This window comes from Kribbella sp. NBC_00709 (assembly GCF_036226565.1).
In the GTDB taxonomy this organism is placed as follows: Bacteria; Actinomycetota; Actinomycetes; order Propionibacteriales; family Kribbellaceae; genus Kribbella.
The window spans coordinates 4,723,490-4,743,310 of record NZ_CP108996.1 but is presented as its reverse complement, the minus strand read 5'-3'; the positions used below and the strand labels follow the sequence as shown (position 1 = coordinate 4,743,310).

Annotated in this window: 18 protein-coding genes; 4 read left to right on the top strand and 14 right to left on the bottom strand. The window is 69.0% G+C overall.

Translation table 11 applies throughout. The annotated features are described in order from the left end of the window. The first annotated feature begins 1 nt into the window (after position 1). Both OHA18_RS23280 and OHA18_RS23275 read left to right on the top strand, forming a co-directional pair. Positions 2-1,138 carry a phytanoyl-CoA dioxygenase family protein gene (locus tag OHA18_RS23280; RefSeq protein ID WP_328997383.1) on the top strand — a complete coding sequence of 379 codons (1,137 nt, stop codon included), beginning with the start codon at positions 2-4 and terminating at the stop codon, positions 1,136-1,138. A 171-nt stretch (positions 1,139-1,309) separates the two neighbouring features. Next, a complete protein-coding gene (locus tag OHA18_RS23275; RefSeq protein WP_328997382.1) occupies positions 1,310-2,311 on the top strand; it encodes a Gfo/Idh/MocA family protein in 1,002 nt (333 codons plus the stop codon). On the opposite strand, the gene OHA18_RS23270 is transcribed toward OHA18_RS23275, so the two are convergent. After that, positions 2,266-3,009: a CTP synthase C-terminal region-related (seleno)protein gene (locus OHA18_RS23270; protein ID WP_328997381.1), complete on the bottom strand. Its 744-nt coding sequence runs from the start codon at positions 3,007-3,009 to the stop codon at positions 2,266-2,268. The genes OHA18_RS23275 and OHA18_RS23270 overlap by 46 nt on opposite strands. Positions 3,010-3,085: 76 nt before the next feature. On the opposite strand from OHA18_RS23270, the gene OHA18_RS23265 reads away from it, so the two are divergent. Beyond that, positions 3,086-3,970 (top strand): LysR family transcriptional regulator, encoded by an 885-nt coding sequence (locus tag OHA18_RS23265; RefSeq protein WP_328997380.1) that lies wholly within the window; start codon positions 3,086-3,088, stop codon positions 3,968-3,970. Here OHA18_RS23265 and OHA18_RS23260 read toward each other — a convergent pair. The 13 genes from OHA18_RS23260 to OHA18_RS23200 form a co-directional block, all read right to left on the bottom strand. Beyond that, positions 3,947-5,098, bottom strand: coding sequence for a hypothetical protein (locus OHA18_RS23260; protein WP_328997379.1), 1,152 nt, complete (start codon positions 5,096-5,098; stop codon positions 3,947-3,949). The two genes, OHA18_RS23265 and OHA18_RS23260, sit on opposite strands and share 24 nt — an antisense overlap. 390 nt (positions 5,099-5,488) lie before the next feature. After that, complete coding sequence (locus OHA18_RS23255; RefSeq protein WP_328997378.1) at positions 5,489-6,991, bottom strand: CoA-acylating methylmalonate-semialdehyde dehydrogenase; 1,503 nt, start codon at positions 6,989-6,991, stop codon at positions 5,489-5,491. Positions 6,992-7,025: 34 nt separating this feature from the next. Then, positions 7,026-8,051: a Gfo/Idh/MocA family protein gene (locus OHA18_RS23250; protein ID WP_328997377.1), complete on the bottom strand. Its 1,026-nt coding sequence runs from the start codon at positions 8,049-8,051 to the stop codon at positions 7,026-7,028. Beyond that, positions 8,048-8,905 carry an ATP-binding cassette domain-containing protein gene (locus OHA18_RS23245; RefSeq protein ID WP_328997376.1) on the bottom strand — a complete coding sequence of 286 codons (858 nt, stop codon included), beginning with the start codon at positions 8,903-8,905 and terminating at the stop codon, positions 8,048-8,050. The genes OHA18_RS23250 and OHA18_RS23245 overlap by 4 nt, the downstream gene beginning before the upstream one ends. Beyond that, positions 8,902-9,948 carry an ABC transporter permease gene (locus tag OHA18_RS23240; RefSeq protein WP_328997375.1) on the bottom strand — a complete coding sequence of 349 codons (1,047 nt, stop codon included), beginning with the start codon at positions 9,946-9,948 and terminating at the stop codon, positions 8,902-8,904. The genes OHA18_RS23245 and OHA18_RS23240 overlap by 4 nt, the downstream gene beginning before the upstream one ends. Positions 9,949-9,957: 9 nt before the next feature. Then, on the bottom strand, positions 9,958-10,953 hold the full coding sequence (locus OHA18_RS23235) for a sugar ABC transporter substrate-binding protein (RefSeq protein ID WP_328997374.1): 996 nt from the start codon (positions 10,951-10,953) through the stop codon (positions 9,958-9,960). 78 nt (positions 10,954-11,031) lie between these two features. Beyond that, positions 11,032-11,919, bottom strand: coding sequence for a TIM barrel protein (locus OHA18_RS23230; RefSeq protein WP_328997373.1), 888 nt, complete (start codon positions 11,917-11,919; stop codon positions 11,032-11,034). Continuing rightward, the gene (iolD, locus tag OHA18_RS23225; RefSeq protein WP_328997372.1) at positions 11,919-13,832 is read right to left on the bottom strand and encodes a 3D-(3,5/4)-trihydroxycyclohexane-1,2-dione acylhydrolase (decyclizing); all 1,914 of its coding nucleotides are present in this window, start codon (positions 13,830-13,832) and stop codon (positions 11,919-11,921) included. The genes OHA18_RS23230 and iolD overlap by 1 nt, the downstream gene beginning before the upstream one ends. Continuing rightward, positions 13,829-14,728: a 5-deoxy-glucuronate isomerase gene (iolB, locus tag OHA18_RS23220; RefSeq protein ID WP_328997371.1), complete on the bottom strand. Its 900-nt coding sequence runs from the start codon at positions 14,726-14,728 to the stop codon at positions 13,829-13,831. The genes iolD and iolB overlap by 4 nt, the downstream gene beginning before the upstream one ends. Further along, positions 14,725-15,603: a Cgl0159 family (beta/alpha)8-fold protein gene (locus OHA18_RS23215; RefSeq protein ID WP_442914420.1), complete on the bottom strand. Its 879-nt coding sequence runs from the start codon at positions 15,601-15,603 to the stop codon at positions 14,725-14,727. Before OHA18_RS23215 ends, iolB begins: the two co-directional genes overlap by 4 nt. 505 nt (positions 15,604-16,108) lie before the next feature. Next, positions 16,109-17,050 carry a 5-dehydro-2-deoxygluconokinase gene (gene iolC, locus OHA18_RS23210; protein ID WP_328997369.1) on the bottom strand — a complete coding sequence of 314 codons (942 nt, stop codon included), beginning with the start codon at positions 17,048-17,050 and terminating at the stop codon, positions 16,109-16,111. After that, on the bottom strand, positions 17,050-17,931 hold the full coding sequence (locus tag OHA18_RS23205) for a sugar phosphate isomerase/epimerase family protein (protein ID WP_328997368.1): 882 nt from the start codon (positions 17,929-17,931) through the stop codon (positions 17,050-17,052). The genes iolC and OHA18_RS23205 overlap by 1 nt, the downstream gene beginning before the upstream one ends. 28 nt (positions 17,932-17,959) lie before the next feature. Continuing rightward, complete coding sequence (locus tag OHA18_RS23200) at positions 17,960-18,958, bottom strand: Gfo/Idh/MocA family oxidoreductase (RefSeq protein WP_328997367.1); 999 nt, start codon at positions 18,956-18,958, stop codon at positions 17,960-17,962. Positions 18,959-19,083: 125 nt separating this feature from the next. Here OHA18_RS23200 and OHA18_RS23195 point away from each other — a divergent pair, with 125 nt between their 5' ends. Beyond that, positions 19,084-19,821, top strand: a complete 738-nt coding sequence (locus OHA18_RS23195) for a GntR family transcriptional regulator (RefSeq protein WP_328997366.1) — start codon at positions 19,084-19,086, stop codon at positions 19,819-19,821.

The window sequence follows — 19,821 nt, the reverse complement described above, 5'->3', positions numbered from 1 at the left end:
CATGTGGCTGAACCCTGCTGATGCCCGGCTCGAGGATCTGCTGAGCGTGGTCAAGGACCAGACCGATCCGGACGACTACCCGTACGCCGCGGCCGTCGAGCAACAGGTCCCGATGTACGACGCGGCGCGGGTCCGGGCCGCGGATCCCCGCGCGGTGCAGACCGAGTTCGTCCGGGCGTTCGCCGACGGCCCGGGGATCATCGTCCTGAAAGGTGCCTTCGGCAACGAGGTGGTCGACGCCACGACCGCCGAGTTCAACCGGCTGATCGACGAGCAGCATCGGACCGGCGTCGCGGCCGGCGACCATTTCGCGAAGCCGGGCGCGAACGACCGGGTCTGGAACGCGCTCGAGAAGCTTGCGATCGGTGCGCCCGAGGTGTTCACGGCGTACTACGCGAACGACCTGCTCGCGCTGGTGTCGGCCGCTTGGCTCGGACCGGCGTACCAGGTCACTTCGCAGGTGAACGTGGTGAACCCGGGCGGCGACGGGCAGACGGTGCACCGCGACTACCACCTGGGATTCCAGTCCGACGAGGTCGCGGCGCAGTACCCGGAGCACGTCCATCGGCTGTCGGCCGTGCTCACCTTGCAGGGAGCGGTCGCACACTGTGACATGCCGGTGGAGTCGGGGCCGACGTTGTACCTGCCGCACTCGCAGAAGTACGCCCTGGGATACCTGGCGTACCGGCGGCCGGAGTTCCAGGCGCACTTCGTGGAGAACCACGTGCAGTTGCCGCTGGACAAGGGCGACGCGGTGTTCTTCAACCCGGCGCTGTTCCACGCCGCCGGGAGCAACCGTTCGGCCGGCATCCAGCGGATGGCGAACCTGCTGCAGGTCTCGTCCGCCTTCGGCCGCGCGATGGAGAGCATCGACCGGGCCAGGATGGCACAAGCGGTCTATCCCGCACTGCTCACGCTGACCGATCCGGCGGCCGCCGAGAACGTGATCGCGGCGACGGCCGAGGGCTACGCGTTCCCGACCAACCTCGATCGCGACCAGCCGATCGGCGGGCTCGCGCCACAGTCCCAGGCCGACGTTCTGCGCTCCGCGGTCACGCAGCGTTGGCGCCCGGAGGAGTTGCATCAGGCGCTCGCCGGGCACGCCGTCCGGCGACAGACACATGACAGAAACGCGTGAACGTTCGGTGAACCGAGTCCGGATCACGGGCAGCCGCTGTCCGATCGGAGTGATCGTCAGGCAGGATGGCGCGTTCGCCGTCTGAGCTGAGGGCTACCCTTACCGGCGGAACACGCGCCTCTTGGACACCGCCGTACGCCGCCCGTGCGGCCGACCCTCGAAGGAGAAGGCATGGAACCGCTGCGGATCGGGATCCTCGGTGCCGCCCGGATCTCGGGCCGGGCCATTGTCGAGCCGGCCAAGCTGACCGGCGCCCGGCTGGTCGCGGTCGCCGCGCGCGACGAAGGCCGCGCCGCGGCCTTCGCCGCCGAGCACGGGGTCGAACGGGTACATCCGTCGTACCAGGCCCTGCTCGACGATCCCGAGGTCGAGGCGATCTACAACCCGCTGGCCAACGGCCTGCACGGGCCGTGGAACCTCAAGGCGCTTGCCGCGGGCAAACATGTGCTGACCGAGAAGCCGTCGGCCAGCAACGCCGCCGAGGCGCTGCAGGTGCGCGACGCCGTCCGGTCGTCCGGCCTGGTCTTCATGGAGGCGTTCCACTACGCGTACCACCCGGTGATGCGCCGGCTGCTGGAGCTGGTCTCGAAGGGCGAGCTCGGCGATCTGCAGCACGTCGAGGCGACCATGGTGATGCCGCCGCCACCGGAGGACGACCCGCGCTGGTCGCTGCCGCTGGCCGGCGGTGCTGTGATGGACGTCGGTTGCTACGCGCTGCACGCGCAGCGGATGTTCGCGCCGTACGCCGGTGGCGCGCCGAAGCTGCTCAGCGCGCGTGCAGGCGAGCGCAAGCGGATGCCTGGTGTGGACGAGTGGCTGAACGCCGACCTGGAGTTCCCGAACGGCGCGACCGGCGCGGTCCGGACCAGCATGGCTGCGGACGAGGTCGAGTTCAGCCTCAAGGTCATCGGCAGCCGGGGCGAGGCGTTCGCACCGTTCTACGTGCTGCCGCAGCGCGACGACCGGGTGGTGGTGACGACCAAGGAGGACACCTGGGTCGAGCACCGCGGCACCCGTACGTCGTACACGTATCAGCTGGAGGCCTTCACCGGAGCGGTCCGCAATGGCGCTCCGGTGCTGACCGACGTCGACGACGCGCTGGCGACGATGGAGCTCATCGACGCCTGCTACCTCGCGGCCGGGATGACTCCGCGACCGGTGTCTGCAGTCTGACCGCTGCGGTCGGCGACCGCGTGCGCGAACGCCTGGATGAACGGGTGTGGTCGCGAGCCGTCGCCGGCCAGCTCCGGCTGGAACAGGGTTGTCAGGTAGAACGGGTGGTCGGGCAGCTCGGCGATCCGGGGATCGCCGGCGTCGTCGAACCCGCTGAAGACCAGGCCGTGCTCGCGGAGGAGATCGAGCCTGGTGGTGTCCAGACCGTACGAGCAGTGGTAGCGCTCCATCGACCGCTCGACGCCCAGGAGCGCGGCCGCCCGGGTGCCCGGGACAACCTGGATCGCGCCCTCGTGACCGTCGAGTGAGCATGCCATCGGGACGATCAGCAGGTCGTCGGCATCCGGGGTGCTCTCGCCGTGCTGGACGTTCGTCGCGCCGCAGACGGTGCGGGCGAACTCGAGCATCGCGTGCTGGAACCCGGCACACGTGCCGAGGAACGGGATGCCCTGCTCGCGGGCGATCCGGATCGCGGTGATCGCGCCCGCCTCACTGCGGTACGGGCTGCCCGGGAGCAGCCAGACCCCGTCGAAGCCTTCGAGCGCCTCGTCGACCTGCTCGGTCGGGACCCAGTAGACGTCGAAGTCGAGGTGGTCGCGGTCCCGCAGGCTGTCGAACAGCGCGGGGAGGCGGACGTGCGAGCGGACATGCGGCGAACGGTCGGCGACGAGGGCGATGCGTCCGGAGTAAGCGGTCATGGCTCCATCCTCACCGCGAGATCGGCATCAGCGCCAACGATGATCTCTGCACGGTCCATAAGCAATACTGATCCCCGTGGATCCTCACCTGCTGCGGACGTTCGTGACGGTGGCCGAGTGCGGCTCGTTCTCCGCCGCCGCGGAACGCCTCGGCTACACCCAGTCAGCCGTCTCCCAGCACATCTCCGCCCTCGAGAACGACCTGGGTACGCCGCTCCTCCGCCGACGCCCCGTCGTCCCGACCCCCTCCGGCGAACGCCTCCTCGAACACGCCGCCCCCATCCTGCTCCGCCTCGACGCGGCCCGAGCCGACGTCCGCCGAGCCGTCACCGCCCCTCCCACCACCCTCACCCTCGCCACCACTCCGCTGGCCGCTGGTTCGGGTCGCAGCGTGCTGTCTGTCGCCTTGCGGCAGGTGCGTCGCGTGCATCCCGGCACCGAGGTCACCCTGACGGTTTGTGGGCGGGACGAGGTTGTGGAGGGTGTGGCCGCCGGAACCTTCGCGCTCGGGTTGGTCGACGGAGTGGCTGCACCGAGCGATCCGCTCCGGCTCTCGGACACCGTGCGCCTGCGGACCTCGCCGGTCGCTCACGACGACCTGATCGTTGCCCTCCCCAACGATCACCCGCTGGCGGGCCGGCGAGGCCTCTCGCTGAAAGACCTCGCCGACGCCCGCTGGATCGACGCACCCGACATCGCCACGCCGCTCCCGGTCCTCCGCACGACCACCGGTTCCAACGGCTTCCGGCCGGCCTTCACCTACACCGGCACCGACGTGCACACCCTCCTGACCCTGATCGCCGACGGTCACGGCCTGGCCGTTCTCCCTCGATCGACCGAAGCACCCCACCTCGCCGCCGTCCCGCTCACCGGCCCGCGCCTGGTCCACCGCACAGAGCTCCTCCACGGCCATCTGTCCGAACCAGCCGCTGCGGCCCTAGCTGCCGCACTCTCCAAGTAGCTGCTCGAGACCGGCGCGGGTCATCGGCCGATCGAGGACACCGACAGCCTCCCGCTCGGCGAACGCCGCGTGGTCGGTGTCTTGTGGATCGATCGCTTCGCAGATCGCGTTGTGCGCCCAGTTGAGCCAACTGGTGATCGCCACACCGAACGACGACAGGTCCAGCTGCGGCCAATCGCCGTACCCCTCGCGGAACGCCGCCAGCGCCTTCGGGTTGATGGCCGGCCGCATCACCCACTGGGTCAGCGCCGACCCCAGCTCGAGCGCGGGAGTCATCGAGCCGGTGAAGTCCCACTCCATCACGATCAGCTCGTCGTCACGCCCCAGCCGGACATGCGTCGGGATCAGGTTGCTGTTGCACAGGATCAGCTCGCCCGGATCGACCTCGGTCTCGATCGTCTGCAGATCGAGCCAGGCAGGCAGGATCGCCTCGAGCCGATCGGTCCACGGCTTGCCGACTGTCCGGGCTCGCTCCAGCAGCTTGTCCCACTCCGACTCGGGCCGCCGCCAGACGATGTACGGATTCATCGGCGTCTCGGTCGGGATCGCCAGCGCATGCAGCTTCCCGTACGCCGTACCCGCCCGCCTGGCAACGTCCGCGGACACCGGCAACGCTGGCGACGGCCCGACCTCGAGCCATTCGTGAACTCGCCAGTTCTGGGCCTGCACGGATTCGATCAGTAGGCCGCGGGGGCTTCGGACCCCGACCGGCGCAGATACGCCTTCGGCGACCGCGGCATCCCGCAGGCGAGCACCGAGCTCGGCCTGCTCGTTGGTGATCCAGTCGAAGACGGTGACCGCCAACCAGCGGCCACGGTCGGTCGTGACATCCCAGCACCGGCCCATGGCCGTGAACGAAACAGGTCTGGGCGCGGCGGTCACCGCGCCCAGACCGAATGCTTCAGCCAGTTCCTCCGCCAGTCCGTCAGGTGCGGCAGGCGCCGCGGCGACCCGGCGTTCGACCTCGGCCTTCAACGCCGGCCAGTCACGCACGCCGTACTCCGCGGCCAAGGCCCGCTGCGCCTCGGCCAGCGACGTTTCCGGCCGGGCATCACGCAGTACCGCCAGCAGATCCTTGGCTTCCTTGCGCAGGAACTCGATACTCGGCCGATCAGGCAGCAGCTTCACAACGCATCCTCTCGCGCCCGGACTCGCACGGGCCACAAGAGAGCGTCAGCAGCTCAGGCCAGAGGGAACGTGAGGTGGCTTCCAGCCTTCCGGCGAGTCTCGACGCGTCCTCACGACGCCCTCAAGAAGTTACCCAACCTCACCTCGCCGGTCAACGGCCGCTATTTCCGCGCCTGTTTGGTCGGCGGGATGATCGCGCTGTCGCTCGGGTTCGGTTTCGGCTGTTTGGGTTGCTTCGGCTTGCGGACTTCGCGTCCGCCCTTGTTCTTCGACATGACGCACTCCGGGGCTTGATGATCGCGGAATTCGGACGGGCCGACGGCCCTGCCTGCGCCGCGGTACTCCTCATGCCCCGGGGGTCGTCTTCGACGCTACACCCAAACCCGCCGATCAGTCGTGGGTGGGGAAGCCGAGGTTGATGCCTCCGTGGGACGGGTCGAGCCAGCGTGAGGTGACGACCTTGCCGCGGGTGAAGAAGTGCACGCCCTCGGTGCCGTGCGCGTGCGTGTCGCCGAAGAGCGAGTTCTTCCAGCCTCCGAACGAGTAGTAGGCCATCGGGACCGGGATCGGTACGTTGATGCCGACCATTCCGACCTCGACCTCGTTCTGGAACCGCCGCGCCGCGCCGCCGTCGTTGGTGAAGATCGCGGTCCCGTTGCCGTACGGGTTCGAGTTCACCAGCTCGAGCGCATCGTCGTACGACGCTGTGCGGAGGACCGACAGCACCGGGCCGAAGATCTCGTCGGTGTAGATCGACATCTCCGGGGTGACCTTGTCGAACAGGGTCGGACCGAGCCAGAACCCGTCGTCCGCGCCGTCGAAGTCACCCGCGCGACCGTCGACGACGAGCTCGGCGCCTTCCTCGACGCCCGCCGCAACGTACCCGGAGACCTTGTCCCGGTGCTGACCGGTGACGAGTGGGCCCATGTCGCAGCCGCGCGTCCCGTCGCCGGTCCTCAGCTTCGCCATCCGGTCCGTGATCTTGCCGATCAGCTCGTCCGCGATCGGCTCGACGGCGACCAGCGCCGAGATCGCCATGCAGCGCTCGCCGGCCGAACCGAACCCGGCGTTCACCGCGGCGTCCGCGGCCAGGTCCAGGTCCGCATCCGGCAGCACGATCATGTGGTTCTTCGCGCCGCCGAGGGCCTGCACCCGCTTGCCGTTCCGGGTGCCGTTCTCGTAGACGTACCGGGCGATCGGGGTCGAGCCGACGAACGAGACCGACTTGATGTCCGGGTGCTCGAGCAGCCGGTCGACGGCCTCCTTGTCGCCGTGCAGCACGTTCACCACACCGTCCGGCAGGCCGGCCTCCTTCCACAGCCCGGCCATCGCGTTCGCCGCCGACGGGTCCTTCTCGGACGGCTTGATCACCACACTGTTGCCGCAGGCAACCGCGATCGGGACGAACCACATCGGCACCATGGCCGGGAAGTTGAACGGCGAGATCACCGCGCAGACACCGAGCGGCTGGCGGATCGAGTACACGTCGACCTTGGTCGACACGCCCTCGCTGAAGCCGCCCTTGAGCAGCTGCGGAATGCCGCAGGCGAACTCGATCACCTCGAGCCCGCGGGTCACCTCACCGAGCGCGTCGGACAGCACCTTGCCGTGCTCGGCGGTGATGATCGCCGCGATCCGCTCCTTGTCCCGGTTGACCAGCTCGCGGTACGCGAACAGCACCTGGGCGCGCTTGGTCAGCGAGGTCCGGGCCCAGGCCTTCGACGTCTCGTGAGCGACCTTGACGACCTCGTCGACCGTGGCCGCCGAGGCCAGGTCCAGCTCACCCGTGACCTGACCTGTCGCCGGGTTGTAGACCTTGCTGGTCCGCTCGGCCACCCCGGTCCACGAGCTGCCGCCGACCAGGTGGGTGATGCGCTTGATCTGAGTACTCACGTTGTTTCCTCACTGCCGGATTGCTGAAGGTATTTCATCCGAGGACCTTGCCGCGGTCGGCCAGGGCGACGTCGGCGGGCTTTCCCGTCTGCAAGGACTCCAGGCCAGCTTCGCAGACGGCCGCCGCCGCGTAACCGTCCCAGGCGCCCGGGCCGTCGATCTCGCCGCGCAGGGTCGCGTCGACCCAGCGCTGCACCTCGAGGTCGTACGCCTGCTCGAACCGCACCCGGAAGTCGGCCGGCATCGCACCGCCCCACTGCCCACCGGCGCGGGTGAACACGCCGGACCCGAGCCCGATCGTCGCACTTCCGCGCTCGGCCACCGCCTCACACCGCACCTCGTACCCGACCTGGAAGTTCACGAACACCTCCACGTCGGCCATCGCGCCGTTCGCCAGCTCGAACACCGCCAGCTGCGGATCGCGTACGCCGTCGCCCACCAGGCTGGTCGGCTTCGGGGTGTGCACGGTGATCCGGGTGATCTCGTCGCCGAACAGCCACCGCGCGACATCCACCTCGTGCACCATCGAGTCCCGGACGATCATCTCGCTGCGGAACGTCGGCGGCGCCGACTTGTTCCGATGCACGTTGTGGAGCAGCAACGTCCGCCCCAGCTCACCCGAATCGAGCAGCTGCTTCAAAGCGGCGTACTCCGGGTCGAACCGGCGCATGAACCCGACCTGGATCAGCTGCCGGCCGCCCTTGTGCTCGGCCTCGACCACCTCCAGCGCCGATGCGGCGTCCATGGTCAGCGGCTTCTCGCACAGCACCGGCTTCCCGTGCTCCAGGCAGGCGAACAGCTGCTCGGCGTGCGCGAACCCCGGCGACGCCAGGATCACCGCGTCGACGTCGTCGGCCGCGATCAGGTCGAGCGGATCCTCGACCACCCGCACGGAGCTCGCCGACCCGCCGGAGAGCCTCCTGGCCAGTGCCTCGGCCCGCGGGTGGTCGGCATCCGATACCGCGACCAGGCGGGCACCAGAGGTCTTCCGGGCCACCCGCTCGGCGTGGTCGGAACCCATCACGCCCACGCCGACGATCCCGACCCGCAGCTGGGTCATATTCTGTCCTCCGGCCTTGCATCGTTGACGACGACTTCGGGGTTGACGTCCCGGAGTTCGTGGCTGAGCGCCTCGAGCTCGGAGCCGCCGGCCATCTCGGTGGTCAGTTGCTCCAGCGTGATGTCGGCCCGGTGCACATCGAGCGCGACCCGGCCGAGCTTCAGTACGACGAAGTGGTTGCCGACCAGGTACGCGTGGTGCGGGTTGTGGGTGATGAAGATGACTCCGATGCCCGCGTCGCGCGCCTTCACGACGTACTTCAGGACGACCCCGGACTGGTTCACGCCGAGGGCCGCGGTGGGCTCGTCCAGGATCAGCACCTTCGCGCCGAAGTGGATCGCGCGCGCGATCGCGACACACTGCCGCTGACCGCCGGACAGCTTGCCGACCGGCTGCTCCAGGTTGGGGATCGAGATCCCCATCTTGGTCAGCTCCTCCGCGGCGATCCGCTTCATCGCGGCCGTGTCCAGCTGCCCGAACGGGCCCCTGGTGATCTCGTTGCCGAGGAAGAAGTTCCGCCAGACCGACATCAGCGGCGCGAGCGCGAGGTCCTGGTACACGGTCGCGATCCCGCTGTCCAGCGACTCCCGCGGCGAGGAGAAGTGCCGCTCCTCGCCGTTCACCGACATCCGGCCCGAGGTGTAGTCGTGCAGGCCGGCGATGATCTTGATCAACGTCGACTTGCCCGCGCCGTTGTCGCCGAGCACGCAGGTGATCTCACCCTGGCGGACCGACAGCGACACGCCGCGCAGCGCATGTACGTTGCCGTAGCTCTTGCCGCACTCCTCCAGGTGGATGATCGGCGTGGTCGGGCTGGTCGACGCCTCGGACGCGAAGCTGTTCGTGGTGGTCACCGCGCTTCCGCCCTGTTCTTGACGACGAGGTTGACGATGGTTGCCAGCAGCAACATTGCGCCGAGGAAGGCCTTGAACCAGTCCGGGTTCCAGCGGGCGTAGACGACGCCGAGCTGGACCATGCCGAAGATCAGCGCCCCGATCGCGCCGCCGACGACCGAGCCGTAGCCGCCGGTGAGCAGGCATCCGCCCACGACCGCGGCGATGATGTAGAGGAACTCCTTGCCGACGCCCTCACCCGACTGCACCACGCCGTTCTGGATGAACAGCAACTGCATGCCGGTGAACCAGGCGAAGAAGCCCACAGTCATGAACAGGCCGATCTTGACCTTCCGCACCGGTACGCCGACCGCGCGGGCCGCCGCCGCGTCACCGCCGACGGCGAAGATCCAGTTGCCGATCTTCGTCTTCAGCAGCACCCAGGCGGCGATCGCGACGAAGACGATCCACCACACGATCAGGATCTTGATGGTGATCCCGCCGATCTTGAACTCGGACGCGAACACCGCCTTCGCGGAGCTGAATCCGTCCATGTCGCTGATCGAGTTCGACGCGACCGCGCCGGACGCGAGCCGGGTGACGGCGAGGTTGATGCCTTGCAGGATGAAGAACGTACCGAGCGTCACCAGGAAGCTCGGCAGGCCGGTCCGCATCAGCAGCCAGCCGTTGAAGGCGCCGATGGCCAGCGCGAGCACGAGCGCGGCCAGCACGCCCACCCAGACGTTCAGGCTGAACTGGTAGGCGAGCAGACCCGCGGTCAGACCCGCGGTCGTCACCGCGACTCCGGCCGACAGGTCGAACTCGCCGCCGATCATGAGCAGCGACACCGGCACGGCCATCACACCGATCAGCGCGGCCTGGTACAGGATCGTGCCCGTGTTGTTGATGTCCCGGAACGGCGCCGCCGTGATCAGGAAGAACACCAGGATGACCGCCGCCCCCACCAGGGATCCGATCTCAGGGCGGCTCAGCAGCCGGGCGCTGATCGAGCGGGACGCGACGCGGTCGTCGGCCGTCGTCGGCGATGTGATGGACGATGCCATGACAGTGCCTCAGCGCGTCCCGGCCGTGGCGTACTTCTCCACAGCGTCGATGTTGGACTTGTCGATGAAGGCCGGCCCGGTCAGCGTCGCGTCGCCGCCGCCGATGGTGTCGCCGTTGGTCTTGTACAGCCAGATCGCGTCGATCGCGAGGTAGCCCTGCAGGTACGGCTGCTGGTCGACGGCGAACTGGACGGTGCCGTCCTTGACCGCCTTGGCCATCTCCTTGCTCATGTCGAAGCTGCCGATCTTGGCCGCCGAGCCGGCGTCCTTGGCCGCCTGTACCGCGGTCAGCGCGATGCCGGCGTTCAGCGCGACGACATAGTCGGCGTCCTTGTCGGTCTGCAGCTTGGAGGTGATCGTCGCCTGCGTGCCCGGCTGGTCGGTCCCGTTGACGTTCAGGTTCTCGACGTTGCCGAACTTGTCCTTGATGCCCTGGCAGCGGGCCTCGAGGCTGACGTTGCCCTGCTCGTGGATGACGCAGATGACCTTCTTCGCGCCGAGCTGCTTGAGCTTCTCACCGGTCGCCTGTCCCGCGATCCGCTCGTCCTGGCCGAAGTACCCGATCGCGCCGGTGCCCTTCCAGGAGTCCAGGCCGCCGTTCAGCACGGTCACCGGGATGCCCGCCGCGATCGCCTTCTTCACGTTCGGGATCACCGCGTCGGGTTTGTTCAGGGTCACCGCGATGCCGTCGACCTTCGAGTCGATCGCGGTCTGCACCAGGTTCGCCTGCGCGGCGCCGTCCGGGTCGGAGGAGTACTGGAGCTCGATGTTGTCCTTCTTCGCGGCGGCCTCGGCGCCGCGCCGGACGATGTCCCAGAACGTGTCACCGGGCCCCGAGTGGGTGATCAGCGCCACCTTCATCCGCGGGGTGTCCGCGACGTTGCCGCCGCCGCTGCTCGAACTCTGTTCCTCCTGCTTGCCCCCGGAGGAACTGCAGGCGGCCAACGCTGCGGCGAGTGCGAACACCGCACCGGCAGCCACCGCCTTCTTCTGCCACCGAATCATGACTCCAACCAGCCTTTCGGATGCCACGGCTACGCCGCGGAGTTGCGTGGGACCAGAGAGTTCACACTCTGCTGGCCGTCATCTCGATTCGCCACCCCCGTGGGATCTCAGATAAGCCAACGTGCGTTCCGCGATCGGCAACGGCACGTCGGGTGCGCAGGGATACATGTCCTGCTCGACGATCGCGAACACGTCCACGTCGAGCGCTGCCAACGCAGCCAGCACCGGCGGCAGCTCGGGTACGCCGTTCGGCGGCTCACACATCACGCCCCGTCGTACGGCCTCGTCGAAGCTGAGCCCGTCGACCTCGGCCAGAACCTCGGGATCGACCTGCTTCAGATGGACGTAGCCGATCCGGTCCGGGTACTTCTGGATCAGCTCCAGGTTGTCGCCACCGCAGTAGCTGATGTGGCCGGTGTCCAGGCACAGGTTCACGTACTCGCCGTCGGTCTCCTCGAGGAGACGCTCGACGGTGTCCTGGGTGTCCACATGCCCGTCGGCGTGCGGGTGGTACTGCGTCTGCAGACCGAACTCCTCCGCCAGCCGACGACCCAGCTCGGTCACCGCGCGCCCGTGCCGGGCCTGACCCTCGTGGTCCAACCGCTCCTCGACGGCCTCGCCGTCGTCACCGCGCCACATCGACGGCATCACGACCAGGTGCTTGGCGCCCATCGCCGCGGTCAGCTCGGCCGTCCTGGCGACATCGCGCCACGTCGACTCCCAGCCGTCCGGCCGGTGCAGCTGCTCGAACGTCGTACCGGCGGTCATCGTGAGTCCATGCCGGTCCAGTTCGTCCTTCAGCCGGACGGGATCCGTCGGCAGGTAGCCGTACGGCCCGAGCTCGATCCGGGTGTACCCGGCTGCGGCGACCTCGTCGAGGAACCGCGTCCACGGGGTCTGCTGCGGATCATCGGCGTACCAGACACCCCAGGAGTCCGGTGCGGTGCCGATGTTCACGGTGCCCATCAGCGGTCGCCCCTGGGCGGAGCGAGGTACCAGCGCTGAGCCTTCTTGGACTCCTCGTACTCCGCCCGTGCCGCCGAGGTCGACTCGAGGGCCGACACCTCACTGACCGGGACGTCCCACCAGGACTCGCTGTCCGGGGCGCCGATCAGCGGATCGGTGGTGACGTGGATCGCGATCGGTCCGGTGGCGGCCTTCGCGGTCTGGATCGCCTTCTCCAGCTCGGCCCGGCTGTGGACGTCGATCACCTCGACACCGAAGCTGCGCACGTTCGCGGCCAGGTCGACGGGCAGGTAGTCGCCGTCGAGCCGTCCGTCCCCGGTGCGCTTGCGGTACGCCGTACCGAATCGTTGCGACCCGAGGGACTCCGAGAGCGCACCGATCGAGGCGAACCCGTGGTTCTGGACGAGCACCACGATGATCTTCAGGTTCTCCTGGACCGCGGTGGCCAGTTCGCTGGACATCATCAGGTACGACCCGTCGCCCACGAGCACGAACACGTCACGATCGGGTGCACCGAGCCGTACGCCGATCCCGCCGGCGATCTCGTAGCCCATGCAGGAGTACCCGTACTCGACGTGGTAGCCCTTGCCGTCGCGGGTCCGCCAGAGTTTGTGCAGGTCGCCCGGCATCGAGCCGGCCGCGCAGACGACGACGTCGCGCGGGTCGGACAGCTCGTTCACACAGCCGAGCACCTCGCCTTGCGTGAGCAGACCTTCGGCCAGCTTCTCGGTCACCTCGGCCGGCGGGTTGTACGCCCGCTCCACGATCGCGTCCCACTCCTGAGCGAGGCGGCGCGTCTCGGCGCGGTACTCGTCGTCGACCGACCAGCCGTCCAGCTTCGCCGTCAGTGCTGTGAGGGTCTCGCGAGCGTCGGCCACCACCGGCAGACCGGCGTGCTTGCCGCCGTCGAACCTGGCCACGTTGATGTTCACGAACCGTACGCCGGGATTCTGGAACGCGGTGCGCGACGCCGTGGTGAAGTCGGCGTACCGGGTCCCGATGCCGATCACCAGGTCGGCGGACTCCGCGATCGCGTTGGCAGCGGTGGTGCCGGTCGAGCCGACCGCACCGAGCGATTGCGGGTGGTCGTAGGGCAGAGATCCCTTGCCTGCTTGGGATTCCCCCACCGGGATGCCGGTCGCCTCCGCGAAGGTCCTGATCGCGTCGTTCGCCTCGGAGTACGCGACGCCGCCACCGGCGACGATCAGCGGACGCCGGGAGTCGCGGATCAACTCGGCCGCCTGGTCCAGGATGGTTGTCTCGGGCAACGGCCGGGCGACGTGCCACTCGCGCTCGGCGAACAGTTCCTCGGGCCAGTCGAACGCCTCCGCCTGCACGTCCTGCGGTAGCGCGAGGGTGACCGCGCCGGTCTCGACCGGGTCGGTGAGTACCCGCATCGCGTTCAGCAGCGCGGACGGGAGCTGCTCGGGCCGGCCGACGCGATCGAAGTACCGCGAGACCGGGCGGAACGCGTCGTTCACGCTGATATCGCCGGCACCGAGGTTCTCCAGCTCCTGCAGCACGGGCGTGGCGACTCGGGTGGCGAAGGTGTCCGACGGCAGCAGCAGCACCGGTAGACGGTTCACCGTCGCCAGGGCGGCGCCGGTGATCATGTTGGTCGAGCCCGGGCCGATGCTCGCCGTACACGCATAGGTCTGCAGGCGATTGGTGGCGCGGGCGAAGGCAGCGGCGGTGTGCACCATGGCCTGCTCGTTGCGGGCCAGGATGTACGGCAGCGCGGTCGGGTCCGCCAGCTCGGACTGCAGCAAGGCCTGCCCGACCCCGGCCACATTGCCGTGGCCGAAGATACCGAGGCAGCCGGCGAAGAGCTTCTGCCGTTGGCCGTCGCGCTCGGAGTACTGCACGCTCAGGAAGCGCACGAGGGCCTGGGCGACCGTGAGGCGGACCGTCATGACTCTTCTGCTCCTTGTCCGAAAGGCAGGCGGGGATCGAGGTGCTGGTTGTTCCACAACTCGCGGACCCAGGCGTGCTGCGGGTCGTCGGTGATCAGCCACTGCCGCTCGGTGCCGGGGCCGGCCATCACGTTGAGGTAGTACATGTCGTAGCCGGGCGGCGCCATCGCCGGACCGTGCCAGCCGTGCGGGACGAGGACAAGGTCGCCGCTGCGCACCTCGGCCAGTACGTCGATCGGCCGGTCGTCGGTGCCGTACACGCGCTGGTAGCCGATCGGATCGTTGCCCTTGACACCTTCCGGCACGTCGTCGGACAGCTGCAGCTCGAAGTAGTAGATCTCCTCGAGCTCGCTCTCCTGGCCCGGCTTGTGCTCGTCGTGCTTGTGCGGCGGGTACGACGACCAGTTGCCGGCCGGCGTGATCACCTCGCAGGCGATGATCGAGTCGGCGTCGAGGACACCGGGGACGCCGAAGTTCCGGACCTGGCGGGAGGCTACGCCCGCGCCGCGCAGTTCGGTCTCGACCTCGTCGTCCGCGATCCGGCGGAACGGGAAGTCCTCGGCGGCCTTCGCGTTCGGGAACGCGATCCTTGCTCCGCCGGCGCTGACGACCGCGAACGTGGTGTTGCGCGGGACGTACGCCAGGTCCGTCGTACCCGCGAAGACGTCCGCGCGGCCGCCGAGCGGAACCGACTCGCTGTCGACGATCACCTCGGCCGATCCACTGAGCGGCAGCACGATGTACTCGCAGTCGCCGGTGTCGATCTCCACCGACTGACCCGGGAGCAGCGTGCGGATCGACAAGCCGGTGTGGTGCCAGTCGGGCTCGCCCGGCCGGACCATCAGCTCGAAGCCCTCGTCCGCCGTCGACCCCGCGGGCCGGAACCACTCCGTCATGCGGCACCTCCGTGCACGAGAGTCGCGGCGTGGTCGACGGCGGCAGCCACGTCACCGTCGGGTGGGAAGAGGAGGGCCCGGCCGACGACGAGGCCGCGGACCGACGGGAGGCTGAGTGCCTTACCCCACGAGGCGTACGTCGCTTCCGGTGCGACCGTCGGATCGCCGCCGAGCAGCAGGGTCGGGAGGGTCGTTGCCTCCATCACCCGATCCAGTTCGTCGACGACCGGCAGCTTCAGCCAGGTGTAGGCGCTGGTCGCACCGAGGGCGGAGGCGATGTGGATCGACTTGATCACCGAGTCCGGGTCGAGCAGGTTCGTCACCCTGCCGTCCTCGGTGCGGGTCGACCAGAACGGTTCGACCATCGCCATCAGCTTGTGCTCGGCCAGGCTGGTCACCGCGACCGCGCTGGACTCCAGAGTGGACACGGTGCCGGGGTCGCCGAGGTCGATGCGGGTCAGCATCTTCCCGCCGTCGAGCCGGCGCGCGGCGATCTCCTCCGCGGTCCGGTACGCCGTGAAGCGGTCGTCCACCTCGAACGCCGCGCCCTGCAGGCCACCGCGGTTCATCGAGCCGATGACGACCTTGCCTTCCAGCGCTCCGAGGAGCAGGAGGTCTTCGAGGATGTCCGGGGTCGCGAGTACGCCGTCGACGCCGGGGCGTTGCAGGGCGGTCATCAGGCGGGCGATCAGGTCGGGACGGCTCGCCATCGCCATCCGGTCCCCGCGGACCCCGAGGGCGCCACGGGCCGGGTGGTCGGCGGCAACAATCAGCAGCCGCCCGTCATCCCCCACCAACGCCCGGGTCCGCCGCTGCTGCCAAGCCTCCGCCAACCGCTCCGGATACCGCACCCGAATCTCGGTCAGCTCCGCCAGCCGGTCCCCATACCCGCCGTACCGCTGACTCCCCTCCCAAACCGCCTCCTCCACAGGCAGCTCCAGATCCCCAATGACCGTAGTCTGCCCATCCGGCGCAGCCTGATCCGGGGTGGGCTGCTGCACCGCGGGCCGCTGCACGGGGCGCTGGGCAACAACCGTCGGATCGTTCGGGTCGGCGACGACGCGGGCGGCGATCGTGGCGTCGTCCTGCCAGGACGAAGCAGCTGGGCGCTGAGCGACCGTTGGGTCGTTCGCGCCGGTGCGTACCGCGACGGTCGGGTCATTGGGGCCCGGTTCGAAGACGGTCACTTCGTCGTCGGGGTTGGGGCGCTGGACGGGGATCGGACGGGCGTCTTCGGAGTACGGATCCTGATCGCGTCTGGTCACGGGGCCTCCCGGTCTGGACTAAGGAGCGGAGGGAGCGAAGCGACCGCAGCGACGAGGGAAGACCGGGAGTAACAGCCCCGGGACCCGCCGCGACGGAGTCGCGGCATCAATACAGTCACGGGGCCTCACCCAACTTGGACAGGACTTCTTCGGTTGTTGGCATGGCGGTGGAGCATTCGAGGCGGGAGGCGACGATGGCGCCGGCGATGTTCGCGAAGCGGATGATCTTCTCCAGCGGCCAGCCGGACAGCAACCCGTGACACAGCGCCCCGCCGAATCCGTCACCGGCACCCAGACCGTTGACCACCTCGACCGGGTACGGCGGCACCTCGACCCGCTCGTCGCGCGTACGCGCCAGCGTCCCGCGCGGCCCCTGCTTGACCACAGCAAGATCCAGCCCGCGATCGAGCAGCGCCTGCGCCGCCTTGTCCGGGTCCGTCTCACCGACCGCCACCTCGCACTCCTCACGGTTGCCGACAGCAACCGTGCAGTGCGCCAGCGCCCGCGACACCTGCTCGTGCGCCTCGCTCGGGTCGGCCCAGAACATCGGCCGGTAATCGAGGTCGAGCACCGTGACCGGCCGCCGCCCGCGCGCCTCCCAGGCCGCGAAGTGCGCCGACCGCGACGGCTCCGCGGACAGCCCGGTCACCGTGGACCAGTAGATCCGCGCCTCCCGGATCGCGTCGAGGTCGAGCTCGGACGGGTTGATCACCAGATCCGGCGCCTTCGGGAACCGGTAGAAGTACAGCGGGAAGTTGTCCGGCGGAAAGATCTCGCAGAACGTGATCGGCGTCGGCAACCCGTCGACCGGCGTGACGAACCGGTCGTCCACGCCGAGCTCGCCGAGCGTCCGGTGGATGAAGGTGCCGAACGGATCGTTCCCGGTCCGGCTGATCACCGCCGACTTCCGCCCGTGCCGCGCCGCCGCGACCGCCACGTTCGTCGCGCTCCCGCCGAGGAACTTCCCGAACGACTCCACGTCCTCGAGATGCGTCCCGGCCTGGAGCGGATACAGGTCGACTCCGATCCGCCCGATCGTCAGTACGTCGTCGACCATCAGACCCGACCCGCAATCTCACGCAGGTGCGCGATACTCGCCCGTACGTCGACCACCGGGCCCTCGTCGCCCGGCCGGTCCGGAAGGATCGTGTCCTGCTCCAGCACGTACCAACCGTCGTACCCGGCCTGCTCGAGGGTCGACACGATGGTGGCGATGTCGATGTCGCCGGCACCCAGCGGCCGGTACATCCCTTGCCGTACGGCGTCCGTGTAGCTGACCTCGCCCGCCTGCACTCGCCCGGCCCACGTCGCGTCGACGTCCTTCAGGTGGGTATGGCGAACGCGGCCGGTGTGCTTCACCACGAGCGCGACCGGGTCGACACCACCGATCAACAGGTGACCGGTGTCGAGCGTGAGACCGATGGACGAGCCACTCAGTACGCGGTCGACGTCGGCGGCGTTCTCGACCATCGTGCCAACGTGCGGGTGGATCGTCGCCAGCACCCCGCGGGCCGCGGCGAGCTCTGACAGCTTGTCAAGATTACCGAGCAACGTGTTCCAGCCGGTCTCGTCCAGCACCGGGCAGTCGTCGTACCCGTCCTGGCCGGTCGCGGCGGCAAGCACCAGCGTGGTCGCGCCGGCGGCGACGAAGCCTTCGAGCGCCGTGGCCACCTCGGGCGCCGGGTCGTGCGACGGATCGTGCAACACGACCGGCACGAAACCGCCAACGGCCCGAAGCCCCACGTCTGCCAGGGTTTTCGCCTTCTCGGCCGCGTCGTCAGGCAGGAAGCCGTCCGGGCCGAACTCGGTCGCGGCGAGGCCGGCGTCGCGCATCTCGGCGAGCACTGTCTGCGGGTCGTACTGCCATCCCCACCCGGGAACCTCGCACACGCCCCATGAAATCGGGGCACCCGCGATCCGGTGCACCAGTTCACTCATCGACCGGCCTCCTCGACTGAAGAACGAATCATGCGATCTCATCCAGCTTCACGACGCGATTCTCCCGCCGCGACAGCTCACACGCGTCCGCCGTACGGAAGGCCTGGTAGGCGTCGCGGACCGTGCACGGCACCTCGCGCCGGCCCTCCACGACCTCGGTGAACGCGGTCAGCTCAGCGATGTACGCCGGGCGGAAACGATCCATGAACGTCGCATGCGGCTGACCGCCCGGGAACGTGACGCCCTCCTCGGCCGAACGCAGCGCGGTGTGCTCGTCGAGCCCGACGGCGACCGAACCGAGGCTGCCGAGCACCTCCATCCGTACGTCGTGCCCGGCCGCGTTGTAGCGGGTGCCACTGACGGAGACGAACGTGCCGTCGTCCAGCGTCAACAGGGCAGCTGCCGCGTCCACGTCGCCGTACTGACCGAAGAAGGGCTCACCACGGTTCGCGCCGGTGGCGTACGCGCTGACCACCTCGCGCCCGGTGACGAACCGGATGATGTCGAAGTCGTGCACGTTGCAGTCGCGGAAGAACCCGCCGCTGTTCGGGATGTACTCCACCGGCGGCGGGAACGCGTCGTTCGTGTTCGCCCGGATGTGGTGGATGAACCCGAGCTCGCCGGACCGGACCTGCGCCGCGGCCGTCCGGTACCCGTGGTCGAACCGGCGCTGGAAGCCGATGTGCACCGGCACGCCGGTGCTCTCGACCAGCTCGACCACGCGCTTGGTCTCGGCCAGGTCGATCGCCACCGGCTTCTCGCAGAACGTCGGGATGCCGGCCGCCACTGCGGCCGCGATCAGCTCCGCGTGCGCCGACGTCGCGGCCGCGATCACGAACCCGTCCGGACGGCCCGCCAGCAGCGTGTCGACGTCGGGCGCGAACTCGCACCCGAGATCCTTCGCGACGAGCTCCCCCCGGCTGGGGTCCGCGTCGGCGACGACCACCTGATCGACCGCCGCCAACTCGTTGAGCGTCGCGGCGTGGAACGCCCCGATCCGCCCGACCCCGACCAACCCGATCCGCATCCCGGTCACCTCTCTGCTCGCTCGAACGCCTCCGTCAGCCTTCCGGGAGACACGAGGGGTGTCAATAGTTTGTTAACACATTTTCACGTCAAGACATACATACCTTCATCATGTAACATCCGGCCATGGTTGCTCTTCCGGTCAGTATCGATCGGGCCAGCCCGGTGCCGCTCTACCACCAGCTGGCCGAGCAGCTGACGTCCGCCATCACCGACGGCTCGCTCCGTCCGGGCGACCCGTTCGAGAACGAGATCGCGATGTCGGACCGGCTCGGCCTGTCCCGGCCGACCGTGCGCCGCGCGATCGCCGAGCTGGTCAACCAGGGCCTGCTGGTCCGCCGGCGCGGGATCGGCACGACGGTCGCGAGCCAGATGGTGCACCGCAAGGCCGAGCTGACCAGCCTGTACGAGGACCTCCAGCGCGAGGGCCGCACGCCCCGCACCGAGGTCCTTCTCCTCGACTGCGAGGCGCAGGACGAGCGCGCCGCCACTGTCCTCGAGCTCCCGCCCGGCACCCCGCTGGTCTCGATCGTCCGGCTCCGCTACGCCGACGACGTACCACTCGCGATCATGCGCAACTGGTTGCCTCCGGCCCTCAACGACCTCACCCTGGAACAACTGACGGCCGAGGGCCTGTACGCCGTGCTCCGGGCGCGCGGCATCCGCCCGACGGTCGCCCGCCAGCGCATCGGCGCCCGCAACGCGACCGCCGACGAGCGCCGGACCCTGCACATGTCCAAGGCCGAGCCCCTGGTCACCATGACCCGCTCCGCCTACGCCGCCGACGGCTCCCCGATCGAGTACGGCAACCACTGCTACCGCGCCGACCATTACTCCGTCGACGTGGTGGTCTCCGAGCGCTGA